The 17,090-nt window shown below is 43.4% G+C and carries 13 protein-coding genes; 9 read left to right on the top strand and 4 right to left on the bottom strand.

All coding sequences use genetic code 11. The annotated features are described in order from the left end of the window. Positions 1–73 precede the first annotated feature (73 nt). The 3 genes from L3V35_RS00635 to L3V35_RS00645 are packed head-to-tail and all read left to right on the top strand — an operon-like array spanning position 74 to position 5,273. Entirely contained in the window at positions 74–1,162 is a 1,089-nt protein-coding gene (locus L3V35_RS00635) for an efflux RND transporter periplasmic adaptor subunit (RefSeq protein WP_237298105.1), read from the top strand. Continuing rightward, positions 1,162–2,217, top strand: coding sequence for an efflux RND transporter periplasmic adaptor subunit (locus L3V35_RS00640; protein WP_237298106.1), 1,056 nt, complete (start codon positions 1,162–1,164; stop codon positions 2,215–2,217). Before L3V35_RS00635 ends, L3V35_RS00640 begins: the two co-directional genes overlap by 1 nt. Then, positions 2,214–5,273, top strand: coding sequence for an efflux RND transporter permease subunit (locus L3V35_RS00645; RefSeq protein ID WP_237298107.1), 3,060 nt, complete (start codon positions 2,214–2,216; stop codon positions 5,271–5,273). Before L3V35_RS00640 ends, L3V35_RS00645 begins: the two co-directional genes overlap by 4 nt. 186 nt (positions 5,274–5,459) lie before the next feature. Here L3V35_RS00645 and L3V35_RS00650 read toward each other — a convergent pair whose 3' ends face one another. Next, positions 5,460–6,197: an EAL domain-containing protein gene (locus L3V35_RS00650; RefSeq protein ID WP_171328555.1), complete on the bottom strand. Its 738-nt coding sequence runs from the start codon at positions 6,195–6,197 to the stop codon at positions 5,460–5,462. Between the two features lie 575 nt (positions 6,198–6,772). Then, positions 6,773–7,408, bottom strand: coding sequence for a hypothetical protein (locus L3V35_RS00655; protein ID WP_114635373.1), 636 nt, complete (start codon positions 7,406–7,408; stop codon positions 6,773–6,775). Between the two features lie 285 nt (positions 7,409–7,693). On the opposite strand from L3V35_RS00655, the gene L3V35_RS00660 reads away from it, so the two are divergent. The 3 genes from L3V35_RS00660 to L3V35_RS00670 all read left to right on the top strand — a co-directional run bounded on the left by L3V35_RS00660 (position 7,694) and on the right by L3V35_RS00670 (position 9,230). Next, positions 7,694–7,939 (top strand): DUF2164 domain-containing protein, encoded by a 246-nt coding sequence (locus L3V35_RS00660; RefSeq protein ID WP_048660209.1) that lies wholly within the window; start codon positions 7,694–7,696, stop codon positions 7,937–7,939. Between the two features lie 185 nt (positions 7,940–8,124). Next, a complete protein-coding gene (locus L3V35_RS00665; protein ID WP_146455689.1) occupies positions 8,125–8,664 on the top strand; it encodes a cytochrome b in 540 nt (179 codons plus the stop codon). After that, the gene (locus tag L3V35_RS00670) at positions 8,661–9,230 is read left to right on the top strand and encodes a YceI family protein (protein WP_114635371.1); all 570 of its coding nucleotides are present in this window, start codon (positions 8,661–8,663) and stop codon (positions 9,228–9,230) included. The genes L3V35_RS00665 and L3V35_RS00670 overlap by 4 nt, the downstream gene beginning before the upstream one ends. 305 nt (positions 9,231–9,535) lie before the next feature. On the opposite strand, the gene focA is transcribed toward L3V35_RS00670, so the two are convergent. Then, entirely contained in the window at positions 9,536–10,987 is a 1,452-nt protein-coding gene (focA, locus tag L3V35_RS00675; protein ID WP_054546901.1) for a formate transporter FocA, read from the bottom strand. 273 nt (positions 10,988–11,260) lie between these two features. On the opposite strand from focA, the gene L3V35_RS00680 reads away from it, so the two are divergent. Together L3V35_RS00680 and L3V35_RS00685 are read left to right on the top strand one after the other, a co-directional pair. Further along, positions 11,261–12,166 (top strand): LysR substrate-binding domain-containing protein, encoded by a 906-nt coding sequence (locus L3V35_RS00680; RefSeq protein WP_004730888.1) that lies wholly within the window; start codon positions 11,261–11,263, stop codon positions 12,164–12,166. A 204-nt stretch (positions 12,167–12,370) separates the two neighbouring features. Beyond that, on the top strand, positions 12,371–12,865 hold the full coding sequence (locus L3V35_RS00685) for a DUF1097 domain-containing protein (RefSeq protein WP_171308667.1): 495 nt from the start codon (positions 12,371–12,373) through the stop codon (positions 12,863–12,865). Positions 12,866–13,046: 181 nt separating this feature from the next. Here L3V35_RS00685 and L3V35_RS00690 read toward each other — a convergent pair whose 3' ends face one another. Continuing rightward, entirely contained in the window at positions 13,047–14,819 is a 1,773-nt protein-coding gene (locus L3V35_RS00690) for an ATP-dependent endonuclease (RefSeq protein WP_237298108.1), read from the bottom strand. A gap of 238 nt (positions 14,820–15,057) precedes the next feature. On the opposite strand from L3V35_RS00690, the gene L3V35_RS00695 reads away from it, so the two are divergent. Further along, on the top strand, positions 15,058–16,797 hold the full coding sequence (locus L3V35_RS00695; protein WP_237298109.1) for a bifunctional UDP-sugar hydrolase/5'-nucleotidase: 1,740 nt from the start codon (positions 15,058–15,060) through the stop codon (positions 16,795–16,797). Positions 16,798–17,090: the final 293 nt, after the last annotated feature.

Below are 17,090 nucleotides of genomic sequence, written 5' to 3' on the forward strand. Positions count from 1 at the left end.
CTTGTGGATTGCAGAATTTTGAATATACTGCCCACCTGTGTAATAAATCATAATAATTAAATGGAGAGACATCATGCAGTCCAATTTGTCTATCAATGCCATATCGAGTAAGCGCATGGGAGCTGTGATTGCAGCACTATTGCTCGCAGGCTCTTTGACCGGATGTAATAAGGTTCAGTCAGAAGAAACGGTTCAAGTTGTTAAGCCTGTAAAGCTGTTTGAGATTCCTTTGCAGACGGATATCGAGCTTGATAGCTTTATCGCAAAAGTGGATGCAACCGACCGTGCTGCGCTTTCCTTCCAAGTAGGAGGCGACATTGAAACCTTCGATGTTCGTATGGGACAAGAAGTGAAGAAAGGTCAGGTGCTCGCCGTATTAGATGCGACGGATTACCGTATTGCGGTTGATGCAGCACAAGCCAAATTTGATCTTGCGAATAGCCAATATAAACAAGCTTCTGAGTTGTACGCGAAAAAGTTAGTCAGTACCGATTACTACGACCAAGCCGTGAACACTTTTACTGCCGCTGACGTTGAGTTGGACCAAGCAAAAACAAACCTTGGCTACACCACCTTAGTTGCTCCATTCGATGGCGTGGTATCGATGGTGTTTGGAAAACAATATCAATTGATCGCAGAAAAGCAGCCTGTACTGAATATTTTGAATCACAGTGAGATGGACGTGACGTTTTCAATTCCAGTATCAAAGCTTGAAGACCGTTCTATTCAAGACCTAACGAGCTCAAACATGTGGGTTGTGATGGATAGCCACCGTGGTATTCGTATCCCGACTCGCTTTAAAGAAATCTCTACACAACCAGATGAAGACACCAACAGCTACCAAGCGGTTGTATCCATCGAAAAGCCGGAAGGCATCAATTTACTTTCTGGAATGACAGCGCAAGTTGAAGTTCAGAAGCATAAATCTGACTACGGTATTGGCATTGTTGATTCAGCTTGGTTAACCAAAGAAGCTGACCATGGTGAGCTATGGCGCTATAACCCTGACTCTCAATTGATTTCTAAAGTACAAGTCCTTCTTGATGAGCAAGGCAAGGTTATTGATGGATTGTCGTCTGGTGACTTTATCGTTGAAGCGGGTGTGGATGTGTTATCCGATGGACAGCAAGTTAAAGCTTGGTTACGTGAGGGCGGTATTTAATGAACCTTTCCAAATTATCAATTGTTGTCGCGTCGGCTATGTTGCTTCAAGCCTGTAACAGTGAAGTCGTGCATCGTGAACAACCCCCTCTGTTAGTTTCTACCTTTGAAGTTGGCGCGCCGCTGACTGATCAATTCAGAAGTTTTAACGGTCAGGTAATGCCCGCTGAATTGACCCCCTTGGCATTTAAGCTCGCAGGCGAAATCCAACAAGTCTTGGTAGAAGCCGGTGACAACGTCGAAAAAGGGCAGTTACTTGCGACCTTAGACAACGCAACGTATCTCCAAGATCTTACTGACGCTAACTCTCAATTCAAACTGGCGAGCAAGCAGTTAGCCCGTGGTACGGAGATGTTTGGTAGCAAGATGTTGTCGCAGTCAGAGCTAGACCAACTAACGGCTAACTATAAGCTGGCATCAGCGAATTTGGCGGCTGCAGAGCGCAAGCTAAGTTACACAGAGCTTTTAGCGCCATTTTCCGGGACCGTTTCTACCGTGGACAAGCAACGTTTCGAAAACACGACACCGGGTGAAACACTATTAAGCGTGTACCAGAACGACAAGGTATATGTACGAATTCAAGTATCAGATTCGATCTTGGCATCGTTCAGTCCAGACATGCGTTCAAATAGCTATCGTCCTGAGGCGACCTTTGGCGGTCACACTGGCCAATATCCACTGACGTATTTGGAGCACACCAGTGAATTGCACCCGCAATCGCGTACTTACGAATTTTGGATGCAGATGCAACAACCTAAAAACGAAATCCTGCCGGGCACCAGCGTTACGGTGAACGTGGATATGGCGAAAGCTGGCTTGAGCGATGTTCAAGGCTACCAATTACCAATGACAACTTTAGAAGCGGGTTCTGAAGCGAATCAGTTTTATGTGTGGAAAATGGAAGACGGACAAGCATTCAAAAACGAAGTAGAAGTCGACAAGATCAGTGGCCAAGGCGCATTAATCGCTCATGGTGTTGAGCAAGGTGATCGACTCGTAAACTCGAATCTAAGAAAACTCCGTGACGGAATTAAATTGTCAGGAAAAGCAGAATGAACATTGCAGAATATTCAATAAAGAACAAAGTAATCAGCTGGCTGTTTCTAGTCATTTTGGCCATTGGCGGTGTGACGTCTTTTGGTAATCTATCCCGTTTAGAAGACCCAGCTTTTACGATTAAAGATGCAATGATTATTTCAACTTACCCTGGCGCTACGTCAATGGAAGTTGAGGAAGAACTGACTTACCCCCTTGAGAAAGAGATAAGACAGCTCCCTTATATCGACAAGATAACCTCAACGTCGTCGAATGGCATGTCTCAAATTATGGTCAGCATGAAGATGGACTACGGTCCAGACGAGCTACCACAAATCTGGGATGAAATGCGTCGTAAGATCAACGATCTACAGCCCACGCTTCCTAGTGGTGTTAACTCAGTTCAGATCATTGATGACTTCGGTGATGTGTTTGGCGTGATGATCATGCTGACGGGTGATGGCTACGATTACGTTGAACTCAAACAATATGCTGATTATCTCACACGCGAAATCGAACTGGTTGAAGGCGTAGGCAAAGTAAGTATCGCAGGCGACCAACAAGAGCAATTGTTTGTTGAGATGTCGCTTGAGCGTTTAGCCGCGCTGAATCTAGATATGTCGATGGTTACTTCACTGCTATCACAACAAAACAGTGTGGTATCAGCCGGTGAGGTAATGCTCAATGGTCAAAACCTAACGATCAAACCGAATGGCACTTTAAGTACGGTTGAAGAACTAGAAAACTTAATCATTCATGGTCGCGATACGGGTAACCTAATTCGCTTAAAAGATGTCGCTGAGGTCACTCGCGGAATCCAAGAAAAGCCAGGCAATGAACTCACTTACAATGGTATGCCAGCCATCAACCTCGGGATCGCATTTTCTTCAGGCGTAAACGTAGTGGAAATCGGTCAGGCACTCGATGCAGAGCTTGAGCGCTTAGAAAGCATTAAGCCAGCCGGTGTTGAGTTGAATTACTTCTACAACCAAGCACAAGAAGTGGACAAGTCTGTTGCTGATTTCTTGATCAGCCTAGTGGAAGCGGTCGCAATTGTTATCATCGTACTTCTGTTCGCGATGGGCTTGCGCAGTGGTTTGATCATTGGTTTGGTTCTGTTGCTGACTGTATTCGGTACGTTCATTCTTATGGACTACAACGATGTTGAACTGCACCGTATCTCGCTGGGTGCTTTGATCATCGCACTGGGTATGCTGGTGGATAACGCGATTGTTGTCGTTGAAGGTATTTTAGTTGGCTTGAAGAAAGGCAAAACCAAGCTTGAAGCAGCGAAAGACATCGTGACACAAACACAATGGCCACTATTAGGTGCAACCATTATTGCTATCACAGCCTTTGCACCTATCGGCTTGTCGAAAGATGCAACGGGCGAGTTCATGGGCTCGTTGTTCTGGGTACTGTGTTTCTCGCTATTCTTGAGCTGGGTAACGGCGCTAACATTAACGCCTTTCCTGGCTGAGATGTTGCTTAAAGAAGAAGACAAGGTTGATGAAAACGTAGACCCTTACAAAGGCATCTTGTTCGTTGTATTTGGTGCGTGCCTGAAAGTAGCGCTTCGATTTAGATGGCTTACTGTTGTCAGCATGGTTGCGCTATTAGCGGTTTCCGTTGTCGGCTTTGGTATGGTGAAACAGCAGTTCTTCCCGCCATCAAACACGCCAATGTTCTATGTAGACATGTGGATGCCGGAAGGTACTGATGTTCGTGAAACGATCAAGCAGACAGAAAAAGTCGAAAGCTACATTCGTCAACAAGACGACGTAGAGTTTGTAACCACAACGGTTGGGCAGGGCATGCAACGTTTCGCGCTGACATACCAACCAGAGAAAAGCTACGAAGCGTACAGTCAGTTACAAGTAAGAACCACTGACCGTGACACCATGTTCGAAGTCCTAGAAGAGTTAGACAAGGACTTAGCCAACAAATTTGAACAACCTACGTTCCAATTCAAATTGATTGAGTTTGGCCCGTCACCAGCTTCAAAAATCGAGGCTCGTATTAGTGGTGCCGACCCACAAATCTTGCGCAGTATTGCGGTTGAAGTGGAAGACATCTTGTTAGCGGACCCAGGCTCTCGAAATGTTCGTCACGACTGGCGTGAACGTACCAAAGAGCTAGTGCCACTGTTTAACGAATCAAAGGCTCGTCGTCTTGGTATTTCAAAGACGGATCTGTCCGAGACGTTACAGATGGCGTTTGGCGGTTACAACATCGGTCTACTGCGTGATGGTACTCATATGTTGCCTATTGTTGCGCGTTTACCTGAAGCAGAGCGTTTTGATTTTGAATCACTGAACAATGTGAAGATTTGGAGCCCATCGTTACAAACCTACATTCCAGTTGAACAAGTGATTGATGGTGTAGAGCTTCAATGGTCTGAACCACTGATTCAACGTCGTGATAGAAAACGTACGCTAACCGTACTGGCTGATCATGATGTATTGGGTGATGAAACGCCGGCTAGCTTGTTTGCTCGTGTTAAACCAAAGGTAGAAGCATTAGAGCTACCAGCAGGTTACAACATTAGCTGGGGTGGCGAGTACGAAAGTTCGAAAGATGCACAAGAATCTCTATTTGGTTCACTACCAATGGGTTACTTATTGATGTTTATCATCACCATGCTTTTGTTTAATTCGCTTCGTAAGCCACTTGTGATTTGGTTTACGGTACCACTTTCTATCATTGGTGTTTCGATTGGTCTGTTAGGTACCAATATGCCATTCAGCTTCACGGCGTTCCTTGGCCTACTGAGCCTAAGCGGCATGATTTTGAAAAACGGTATCGTCCTGCTTGACCAGATCAACACCGAACTCTCAACAGGTAAAGACCCATACCTAGCGGTTGTCGACAGCGCGATTAGTCGTGTACGACCGGTATCTATGGCAGCATTGACGACTATCTTGGGTATGATTCCTTTGGTATTCGATGCATTTTTCGGCTCGATGGCGATTACCATCATGGCAGGCTTAGGCTTTGCTACAGTACTAACGCTAATAGTAGTACCAGTGATGTTCGCTATTCTATATAGAATCAAACCGTCCACTGCGGGTTATTAGGGAATGATATAAAACAGATTCTTTTAAGCCAGCTCAGTCAATTTTGACTGGGCTTTTTTATGGGTGTGATTTGGCGACTAAGGGACTATAGCGTCAGCGAGCGTTGCGTTAAGAAAGAGATAGGTATTAAAAAGCCGCTAACCAATGGTAAAGCGGCTTCCTGTAGAATAGAGAATAAGGGACAGTTTAGATTGCGAGGCGGAGATCTAACTCAATCGGCTTTGGCATCGCTAAGTGATAGCCTTGATACATATCGAAGCCTAAGCTTTGCATTGCTGCGAGCTGTTGTTCGGTTTCGATACCTTCGATTACGGTCTTTGCACCAATTTGATTAGCAAGGCTAAGAACCAATTCCATCTCGCTTGTGTCGCCTTGTTCAAAATCCAACATGACAGAGCGATCTATCTTGATGATATGAGGATTAATATGACGAACGCGCTGTTCTGTTGACGCTTGTGTTCCAAAATCATCAACAGCAATTTGAAAGCCGTTCTCTGCGAGAGAGTGAGCAGCATCTTTCAAGCGTTCTTCACTTTCTGCATTCAGTTCAACCAGCTCCATGACTATTTGTTCGCATGAAAGGTTAAGTTCATGCAGGCGTTTAGCCAACAGGCTGTCACTGACTTTTTCAGCAGCAAACAATTCACCAACGTTTGGAAGAACATTCAAAAACAAGTGTAAATGGCGGATATTCGATTGTGCGAAGTTACGGATATGGATAGCGCGACTCAGCCTTTCTACATTGATCTTGTCAATGCACAAGGTATCGTCGGAATGGAAGAAGTGATCAGGACGAACAACATCCCCTTTGCTATTCGAAATACGAACCAAAGCCTCAACGCCTATCTGAGTCATTGAACTGTCAAATATAGGTTGATAGACACTTCTAAGTGTTAAGTCTTGATATTTCGCAATAAACTGCATATCGGTATCCACAGATATACAGCTAATAAATTCACTTCTGTCTGATAAAATCATAGTCGCTAATAAAGGTGTTTATTTAATGACGAAAATATACGCCATGGCTGTCACAATATTGACAGGTGTAAGTAAATTGTCAATTAATAAAAATTCATTTGTAGGGTCAATATTTAAATAAATATAATTAACGAAAAATCAGCATGATAAATGACATTAGCTATTAAATTTACTTATCATTCACTATATTTGATAGTTGCAGTGAATTTAATGGCTAAGTAACGTCTCTCATATTAACCCCAGCCAATATAAGGCTAGAATGCTGATACACCAGAGAAAAGTAGGGTTAAAGGCTTAGATTGTGGGGGAATGTCAAAGTTACAAAACAGAGAGACTAAGCGAGTTACATAGAAATGGTATCTATCTCTCAAAATCGAGACGGCAAGTACAACAACTATTAATAATTAAAACAGAAGGTTCGAATAATTAATGAACAAGGAATGAGTTGTCTTTTATAAAATATTGGGATGAAGGTCTAACAATTTACTTTCAATATTGAATGAAAAAGTTGACCCGTATTATCACTGCCATTGAAGTACCGCATAAAGTTGCAGGTATTTACGAACCAATTGTTGATTTCCTGACCGTTTGAGTGGGTGGCTGAATTTAATAAAGCAAGGGCTGATTCTGAAATTGTTATTTAAATCGGAAGCGAATTGAGAATCACTCTCTCTTAGGGTGATGCCTTGCTGGCTGTATTCCGTTATCTCGTCTGGGAGTTCTCCCATCCACCAATGTAACAACTCACTACTGTTTTTACTTCGGCTTATCCAATGGTCGGAGACAATGATCAAAACGTCATTTGGCTGAATGGCAAATCCATACTCTTGCTGCCAGTTATGAATGTCTAGCATCAACTTTTTACGACAGGTTTTTCCTGCACTCACCATATGATGGCTGATCATCCAAACGGTACCGATTTCAGAAGAGATTCGGAAGTGTCGAGGGTTTTCACCAGAAGAGAGTATTTCGAGTGGGCTGATGTTGCTTGCATGGTTAAAGCTAACAAAGGTGTGTTCCATTCGTCGGGCAAAGGCTTTGCCGATGTGATGCTCACTGATTCCTTGATTGTGTACCGTAGGGTAGTGGCGTTCACATAGCTTTAGGCAATCATCTTGAAATTGATTGACGCTTTTAATCACTAGATCTAATAACAATGAAGTCCCTTATACACAGTTACTATCTTATTGATGGGCAATAGTACGGTAATTGAGGTTCCGTTACCTATCGCCAAAGTGCGAGTTCTTGATCCCTCTATCAAAATTAGCTATTGCCGAGCGATTTTATGGATAGCACTGGCACTTCAATTGTCTGTATTCTAAATTATTAGGAATTCTAATTAGTTAGAAGGATTATGCTTAGTTAGCAAAGTTACTGGTGGCTAGCTTAATCTTAGTCAGCTAATCACAATTGATCTACTTACTCTTTATTTGGAAATATTCATGACCATTCAATTAGATTCGAAGCAAAAATCTGAGCTTACCCATGCCCTTCAAAAGTACCTTCAAGATGAACTTGATGTAGAACTCGGTCAGTTCGACACAGAATTCTTGGTCGACTTCATTAGCAAAAAGTTTGGTGCGGTGTATTACAACAAGGGGATAGAAGATGCTCAGAAAGTCATGGAACGAAAAATGTTGGATATCTCAGATGAGCTCTATGAAATTGAACAAATCGTTGAAATATAGACACAGCAAGCGATTGTTCGACAAAGAAATTTGTCAATAAAGCAACTTGTTCAAAAATTTTGAATAACTTGTTTAATTTGAAATGATGTAACTAATGTAAAGCTTGGTAAATAATATGTTACACAAACTTAGTGTAGGGTACGCTTTTCAAAATTACACGACTCGTTAACATTCGGAACAGATGCATGGACAACAACGTTAAAAATTACAATCCCTTAGCAAGAGCAATGCATTGGATTTCAGCACTCGCAATATTTGGCTTATTTGGTGTAGGCCTATGGATGGTTGATCTTTCATACTACAGCGAGTGGTACAAAACAGCACCAGACTACCACCGTTCGGTAGGCATTCTTTTGGCTACAGTTACTGTTCTCCGCTTGCTTTGGAAACTAGTTACCGCGTCACCTAAGGTGGAAGGTAAAAGCTATGAAGTTGCAGCAGCGAAGATCGCTCACGGCTTTATGTACATCAACTTAGCAGTTTTATTTGTTTCAGGTTATTTGATTTCGACATCAGATGGCCGCGGGATCGAGGTTTTCAATTGGTTCACTGTACCAAGTATGGGTGAACTGTTTGCAAACCAATCTGATCTCGCAGGTACGGTTCACTACTATGCTGCATGGGTACTGATCATTATGGCATCAGTGCACGCCTTAGCGGCGATAAAACACCACGTTATCGACAAAGACGATACGCTACGAAAAATGATAGGAGCTTCAAAATGAAAAAGTCAATTATCGCTACAGGATTAGCATTTGCTATGGCAATGCCTTTCGCTGCGAACGCCGCTGATTACGTGATTGATACAAAAGGTGCGCATGCTTCAGTTAACTTTAAAGTTAGCCACCTAGGTTACAGCTTTATCCAAGGTCGTTTTAACACATTCTCAGGTGATTTCTCATTTGATGAAAGCAACGTTGAAGCGTCTAAAATAAACGTAACGGTTGATACTACAAGTCTTGACTCAAACCACGCAGAACGTGATAAGCACATCCGTAGCGGTGATTTCATCGATGCAAGCAAGTTTTCTGATGCTACATTCAACAGCACGAAAGTGGTTGATAAAGGTGACGGCAAACTTGAAGTAATGGGTGACCTTAAACTTCATGGCGTAACTAAGCCTATCGTTATCGAAGCTGAATTCATTGGTGCTGGTCAAGACCCATGGGGCGGTGAGCGTGCTGGTTTCGTTGGTACAACTCGTCTAGAGCTTGCTGACTTCAACATTCCAGTAATGGGCGCTTCAAGCTATGTAGACATGGATCTGCACGTTGAAGGTGTAAAGAAATAATCTAGCCTTCAATATTCGCTGACAGGTATCAACATTTTTTAGAAACATCAAAAGTTTGGTCGATACTAAAGAGGTCAGCAGCTAGTTAGCTAGTTGGTAAGTAGCAAAACAGCTAGAAATAGAGAAAGGCGCAAAGTTTTCACTTTGCGCCTTTTTTATTGAGGTAAATGGCCACGCGTTTAGGTCTGTTTTGTGTCAAACCTTTTACTGCGTCTTAAGCCACCATTTACTTCTGCCAGTCAACGTTGCCATGACTGAGTTATCTAATTGAATTACTAATCCCTAATAGTTCAACTTACGATTAGTTAAGCCGTTTCTAGTTCAGCCTTTGGAACCACGTTTAGTCGGTCACCGTAAATTGGACGTAGTGCTTGCATCACTTCAATGCGAGTTAACACACCGACCATTACGCCATTTTCTAACACTGGCAGCATATGTGGTTGGCTTACTTTCATCGCTTTTGCACGCTCTTCTAGAGAAAGAGAAGTCAGGCGAGTGGCGTAGCCCATGCTTGTAGTAGGGTAAAGTTGCTCTTTGTCGATACATAGGAATTCAGCAACATCGACCAACTTATCACTAGCAGAGATAGCGACTACGTCACGGCTCATTAGGTCTACGACTTTCTGACCTTTTGTCGGGATGTAATCTTGGCACCAAAGGTCAACCATTACGTCGTGAACAGAGAAGATACCCACTAGACGACCTTCAACATCGCAAACAGGAGCGCTAACAAGTTGAGCGTCTAGAAGAGAGTCAATCGCGACTGATGTAGGCATTTCTACGCTCAGTGTAATTGGTTGAGTGTTCATGATTTGCTTGATAGTCGTTGCTGTGTTCATAGTGATTTCCTTAACTGACGTAATTTCTGTTGTTTGTGTAATTGCTGTAATTTTTGCTGCTTTCAGCTGCGGGCGACGGTAAATGCTCCAATTGGCTAAGCCGACCAATACTGAACCACCTACAATGTTGCCGATTGTCACTGGTATTAAGTTTGCGGTGACAAATTTCATGATGTTTAAGTCTGCGTACTGAGCAGGCGTTGCTCCGATTTGCATCCAAAAACTCTCTGGTGCGAATGTTTGAATCGTGATGCCTAGTGGAACCATGAACATATTCGCCACACAGTGCTCAAAGCCTGAGCTAACGAACATTGCAACGGGTAATACGGTCATCATTGCTTTGGTCATGGCGTTCGCAGAGCTGAACGTTAACCAAATCGCTAAACACACCAATAAGTTACAAAGCACACCCAAAGCAAAAGCTTGAACAGGGCTGTGGTGTAGCTTGTGTTGAGCAATGTTCAGAGCGTTTAAGCCCCATTGACCGCCATCCAGTTGATATAAGCCTGCTGCGCTTACCAAAGCCAATAGGAACATGGCACCGATAAAGTTACCGACGTAGACCTTGCCCCAGATAGACAACATCTTGGTGAAGGTTATCTGCTTGTTAGCCCATGAAATGCTTGATAACACTGAACTGGTAAACAGCTCGCCACCGCAAATCACAATCAGGATTAACCCCATACTGAATGCAAGACCGCCGGCTAAACGACTCAATCCCCATCCAGCATCAGCGCTACCCGTGGTCACCGTGATGTAGAATAAAAAAGCAAGCCCGATGAATGCGCCAGCCATGATTGCCAAACTCAATGTCATGCTGCTGGTTTTATTTGCTTTGCTTAATGCAAACTTCTCGGCTTCCGCCATCATTTCTGTTGGCGAGAACAGTTGCTGATTTTCAGAAGTGCTGGTTGCCATATCCCCCCCTTGAACAATCCGTCATGTGTAATTCCTAGTGTTAACGACTTGGTTAATCCGTAATGGTTAATCAGTGATTTTTTGCAGGGCTCGTTGTGTCCTGCCATTCCAGATTAGGGGGTAGAGGGGTAGAGGTAAAATTGATAATTTTTAGAAACCACATCAAATTTATTGATATAGATTGGGTTACGCGTAGAATGAAATTGATTGCTCATCGGCTTAAGAAAAAACGAGCAACAGGACACAAGTTATTAAAAGAATTAAGGATGAATTTTGCGTTATTCATTAAAGCAACTCGCGGTATTTGATGCAGTGGCAGATTCCGGGAGTGTAAGTCAAGCAGCAGACAGATTGGCGTTGACTCAATCGGCGACAAGTATGTCTCTTGCACAGTTGGAAAAAATGCTCGGCAGGCCTTTATTTGAAAGGCAGGGCAAGCAAATGGCCCTTACTCATTGGGGTATGTGGCTAAGGCCTAAAGCGAAGCGTTTACTGCAAGATGCGCAGCAAATTGAGATGGGTTTTTATGAGCAGCATTTACTAAGTGGAGAGCTCAAACTCGGTGCAAGCCAAACACCAGCGGAACACCTTGTTCCTGACCTCATCAGTATTATTGATAACGACTTTCCTGAGATGCGAATCTCGCTCGGCGTGCAAAGTACTGATGCGGTTATTGATGGCGTATTAGATTATCAATATGACTTGGGTGTTATCGAAGGTCGTTGTGATGACAACCGAGTTCACCAAGAAGTGTGGTGTACTGACCATTTAACGGTGGTTGCATCGGCTCATCACCCGTTTGCCAAGCGTGAACGAGTAAGCTTGGCGCAATTAGAACAAGCAAAATGGGTATTACGTGAACATGGTTCGGGTACTCGCAAAGTTTTTGATAGCTCTATTCATCATTTAATTGGTGATCTTGATGTTTGGCGAGAGTATGAACACGTTCCTGTTTTAAGAAGTTTGGTTGCAAACGGCCCATATTTAACGTGTTTACCTTATCTCGATGTCGAACAGTTTGTTGAGTCTGGCCAACTGGTCACGTTAAATGTCCCTGAGCTTGAAATGGAACGTACGCTTTCGTTTATCTGGCGTGCTGATATGTCTGAGAACCCACTTGCTGAGTGTATTAAGCGAGAAGGTAAACGCATGATGAAAGGCAAACCGTCGGTTCTGTAGCGATAAATTGATAAAAGACTAATAACTATTTATGTTGAATAAGCGATTCCGGTCTCCATCTGGTGATAAATGCATGTTCGCATACATTATTAATGTGATCACGATCGGCTAAAAGAAGGCGTTCTTCCCATAATATGCTTACTTGATTTTAAGTGAGGCTAAATCCGGTTGCGATGAATTACGTAATTAGGCTTTAGAAATAGTATGAGTACATTAGTCGCGATTTCATTAACAACAGGTATTTTGTCAGGTCTATGGGGATGGATTGCTATCTTTTTCGGCTTATTGTCATGGGCAGGTTTCTTAGGTTGCACCAGTTATTTTGCTTCGCCAACAGGCGGCGTTAAAGGACTAGCCGGTAGCTTACTGACCAACATGACAGGCGTATTCTGGGCAATGGTGATTATCGAAAGCTCAACCTTCGCAGGGTTAGAGATTTTAGGCTATATGATTACCGCTATTGTGGCTTTCTTTATGTGTATCCAAGCGAAACAAGCGTGGCTAGGTTATATCCCAGGAACCTTCATTGGTTGTTGTGCGACGTTTGCTGCAGGTGGCGATTGGCAACTTGTAGTACCATCTTTACTGCTTGGTGGTGTATTTGGATACTTGATGAAAGCAACGGGGCTATGGCTTCACGAGAAATCGACTCAATCTTCGGAAGTGGTTGAACAACACACTAAGCAAGCTAAGGCCTAATTAATACGTTAAGCCGTAGTTTAGTGACTGTAAACTCTTGCAAGATAACCCCCAATTAATTTGTATATCGATTTATACAGGCACACCACTTGGTGTGCCTTTTTTGGTTCTTGGTTAAGCCTATCAGTCAAAAAATTCATCTGCAGAAGAACCAATAGCATCTATCAATTAATTAAAGCGCTTAGGTGTTGCCGTTTGCCATGGTGATGACACGTTTTAGCGTCCACCTTAATAACAAGGGAATACAGTCTTGTCCTTGATTCTCACAATGAGACACGATCGCTAAAGCCAGATCTGGTTTTGCGTGTTTCTTAAGAACTTTAGCCACGACTTTTTTCGCTGGGATAGGGTGATCGTAAGGAATCTTAACCATGTCTCTGAAAAAGTTCTCAAACCCATTCATATACAAGTAGTGCTCGATGTCCCTATCAGGCAGTTCTGTGAGGCGATGTCGCTCTTGATCGTTCCCAAGTTTAGATAGCACTGTTGCCGCATATTTTTTGCCTGCTGCATCACCATCGGTGACGACATGCCAATCGATGCCAAACTCTTGCGCGACTTTGATTAATGCCTTTAGTCCTGATTGAGCGAACTCAATAATCTGAACGCCTTCCGCAGCAAGGTTATACCCACATTGGTTGGCTAGCTCGTTAAACAACCAAACTTCAGTCTCACCTTCTACCAATAACCAACAGCGAGCATACAGAGCACCTGAACGATGGAAACGAATATGAAAACCAATTCGACGAAGCTCATCTTTGCTAAAGTGGTTCATGTTGAGTTGGTTAGCGATGGTTTTATCGGACTGACGCACCAAACGACGAATCGATTGAAGTGGTACGGCAGCAAGTAGATCGCCACTGTTGGTGGTAAGGATTTTTTGCATGGGTAACTTCTGCATTAGGCTCCAAGCCCTTGCTAGGTGCGTTGGGTGCAGTCGACCTTCTGGATCTTCAAGGATCAAAAGAGGGCGAGCGCATCGTCTTAAGTCAGTCGGCCCTTTAGCCTGTAGATATGCGTTAAGTAACCCCATGAATAACAGTCGAGTTTGCTTATTCTTGGTCTCCTCGACCAATTGATGAATGCTCTTGTCGTTCGCGCCAGCGGAGTACAGTAGCCCGTCACGTGGTTTTCTCGGATTCTTACGTGAGACACTCTTAAACGAGAAGTAGTGTTCTATTAAGCTTTGCATTGACTCAAGACTACTGCGCATTTCACCTTTATTAACATGTCCGGGTATCGCCATAAGACGGCGGCAGGTGTTGTCGATGCGCTTTTCTATTCTTGCCTGACGGCCATTGCCATTGCCATTGCTGCCACTTCCATTCGAGCCATGACCATTGGTCGTGTGATTATGTCCGTTCCCATTTCCGTTTGCATTGTTAGCGTGACCGTTATTAGTGTGAACATTAGTTGGCAGGTGAGCATTGTGGTTGAGTGAATTTCCGTTGAAAGGGCGATCAAAGTGCCTTGCGTCTCGTAAACGGATCACAGGATGTAAGGTCATTAATTCTTGAGCGAGCTTTTCTGAGTGGTGGAGTTTGAGCGGATTACCGTCTAAACCTAAAAATGCGTAGTTTGTGGTCGTTTCATATTGTTCTAATGTGGCACTTATTCGGTAATAGATACGATAGACGCCAAATTCATCTTGAACCCAGATAGGTTTGAGCTTGCGATAACGACCAGCGTTGAGTTCGCTCTTGTCATTGGCTTTTAATGCGAGAACAATTTGAAGATGTTGAGACTGTGGATGTGAAACCGAGTAATCGACATGAAAATCAGTCATTTCGAAGTGATATGGCACACCGTCAGAGGGAAGAACGACGGAAAGGGCATCCAATAATGAAGACTTACCCCAAGTATTTTCACCAATCAGCGTGGTTAGCTCATCAAACGCGAGTGACATACGCTTAATACCTCGAAAGCCAGAAATCTCGATTCTTTCTAGTTGCATAGGCTTACTCCTAACGGAAGGCTCTGCTAATTGTTTGAAAGCTAACAGATATCTTTAATCATAATCGAAAAATACCAATCCGGTATGCTCACCTGTCACAAAACCCGTTGTTTATTTATACGGATCGAAACGAGATTTTTGATCTATCTCGAGTATTTTTTTGCAGTGCAGTTTCATAAAATTCACGATTCTGTCATGATTCTCGACCTAGTATGAAGGGACAAAGAGAGAAGAAAATATGACTAAAAAGAATAAGCCGACAAAAATAGTGTTGGCACACATCAACGACACCCACTCATACTTTGAACCAACCTCGTTACAGCTATCACTTAAAATGAACAACCACATCATTGAACCTTATGTGAGTGCAGGTGGCTTTGCTCGAATTTCAACACGCTTTAAACAAATAGAACAAGATGCCCAGCGTCAGAAGGTTGGAACCCTGTTCCTACACGCTGGTGACTGCTTCCAGGGGACTTTGTACTTTTCTCTGTTCAAGGGAAAAGCCAACGCCGATTTGTTGAATGCCCTTAATATAGATGCCATGACGCTTGGCAATCACGAGCTAGATATGGGTAATGAGCCCGTTGCGATTTTCGCGAAAAGAATCAAATTCCCATTGTTGGCCGGTAACTGGAATCTATCGAATGAGGATATCAATAAAACTCATACCTTAGCGGACAACGAAATTGTTAAGCCTTATCTGACTGAAACGCGAAGTGCTTCTTTTATAACGAAAGAGTTTGATGGCGAGAAGGTTGCAATATTCGGCTTAAGCATCGACAAGATGGCAGGCATTGCTAATCCAGATATCGATACACCATTTGAAAATGCTTTAGAAACAGCAAAAGCGACCATTGAGCAGATTCATAAAGCTGGCATCAACAAGATTGTGTTACTTAGCCATCTTGGTTACGAAGCTGATTTAGAGTTAGCAGCCAACGTAACAGGTATTGGTGTCATTGTTGGTGGTCATAGTCATCGCTTACAAGGTGATTTCTCTGATATTGGCTTAGTTAAAGATGATGATTACGGCGTGAAAATCGGTGACACTTATGTTGTGCAAGCGGGTTTCCATGCAATGAGTCTAGGACACTGTGAAATCGAGTTCAATACTGAAGGCAAAGTGACTCACTTCAACGGTAAGAACGAACTGCTGTTAGGCCGTCGACTGTTTATAGACGCGAAATTGAGTGAAGTAGGGCAAGACGATGCCCACGATATGGCGTGTGAGTTTTTGAACAACCACCCCAATATTGCGGTATGTAAAAAAGATCCGGAACTTCAGAGCATTCTTACGGATAAATATCAGCCGAGAGTTCGAAAGCTTCAGCAACAAGTTATTGCTCATGCAGATACAAAACTGCGCCACATACGCATCCCGGACGAGAAAGGCCCGAGCCAACTAGCGCCCTTAGTTGCTCAATCATTTCACTACCTAATGAACAAAAAAGGGCATCAGGTTGAATTTGCCATTCACAACGCAGGTGGTGTTAGAAATTCACTGAATAGCGGCGACGTCTCTGTTGCCGATATTGCCGGAAAACTACTACCGTTTGCCGTACCCATTGGTGTGTATGAAGTAAAAGGTGAAACGATCGCAGGCATGCTTGAAGGTGCAATCAACAATGCTTTGGATAATGGTGTTGTAGGGACAGGTTCAGGCAGCTTTCCTTATACGCATAACTTGAGGTTTTGTTACCACAAAGAAGCACCTCTAGGGCATAGGGTTCACCATTTAGAAATTCGCTCTGAAGTATTGGGCTGGCAGGCTGTTTCTCGTGACCGTATTTACCGAGGCGCGTCGTCAGCCTATACCATGAAAGGAAAAGAGGGCTATAACGCCGTCTTGGATATGATAGGTGATGGCGTGGTTACGACCGACTCAATGGCAGACTGTTTCATCGAGTTTCTACAAGACCACCCAGAGTCACTGCAACACAACGAGCCACTGAATTGTTTGGAGTGTTTTAGATAGTCACAGGTAATTTAGATAGTCACAGGTAATGCTTGCGGCTAGTATTATTAGTTTTGCCTATTTATAAATTTGGCATTGTTTATGCTTTATTCCTGCAGGTCGCCTTCTTGTGGAGATAAGCATGGATAAGAAAGATTGGTTAGATGCGGTAGCGGTGGTTGGTTGGGTATCGGTTTGGTCTGCGTTAGTGTACTTGGTACCCGCTGCAGGTTTATAACGTAGCGTGCCTTGAAGTGAGCTGTCAGACAAAGCGCGTACAAGACTCGCTCGTTATTCGTATCATTGAATAACGG

Source organism: Vibrio sp. L5-1 (assembly GCF_021728315.1).
In the GTDB taxonomy this organism is placed as follows: Bacteria; Pseudomonadota; Gammaproteobacteria; order Enterobacterales; family Vibrionaceae; genus Vibrio; species Vibrio splendidus_K.

Excerpts from the sequence above, each read along its gene's own strand:
- L3V35_RS00690 (WP_237298108.1), bottom strand. The coding sequence starts at position 14,819 with ATGCAACTAGAAAGAATCGAGATTTCTGGCTTTCGAGGTATTAAGCGT.
- L3V35_RS00665 (WP_146455689.1), top strand. The coding sequence starts at position 8,125 with ATGGACAACAACGTTAAAAATTACAATCCCTTAGCAAGAGCAATGCAT.
- L3V35_RS00670 (WP_114635371.1), top strand. The coding sequence starts at position 8,661 with ATGAAAAAGTCAATTATCGCTACAGGATTAGCATTTGCTATGGCAATG.
- L3V35_RS00640 (WP_237298106.1), top strand. The coding sequence starts at position 1,162 with ATGAACCTTTCCAAATTATCAATTGTTGTCGCGTCGGCTATGTTGCTT.
- L3V35_RS00650 (WP_171328555.1), bottom strand. The coding sequence starts at position 6,197 with ATGCAGTTTATTGCGAAATATCAAGACTTAACACTTAGAAGTGTCTAT.
- L3V35_RS00695 (WP_237298109.1), top strand. The coding sequence starts at position 15,058 with ATGACTAAAAAGAATAAGCCGACAAAAATAGTGTTGGCACACATCAAC.
- L3V35_RS00660 (WP_048660209.1), top strand. The coding sequence starts at position 7,694 with ATGACCATTCAATTAGATTCGAAGCAAAAATCTGAGCTTACCCATGCC.
- L3V35_RS00645 (WP_237298107.1), top strand. The coding sequence starts at position 2,214 with ATGAACATTGCAGAATATTCAATAAAGAACAAAGTAATCAGCTGGCTG.
- focA (WP_054546901.1), bottom strand. The coding sequence starts at position 10,987 with ATGGCAACCAGCACTTCTGAAAATCAGCAACTGTTCTCGCCAACAGAA.
- L3V35_RS00635 (WP_237298105.1), top strand. The coding sequence starts at position 74 with ATGCAGTCCAATTTGTCTATCAATGCCATATCGAGTAAGCGCATGGGA.
- L3V35_RS00685 (WP_171308667.1), top strand. The coding sequence starts at position 12,371 with ATGAGTACATTAGTCGCGATTTCATTAACAACAGGTATTTTGTCAGGT.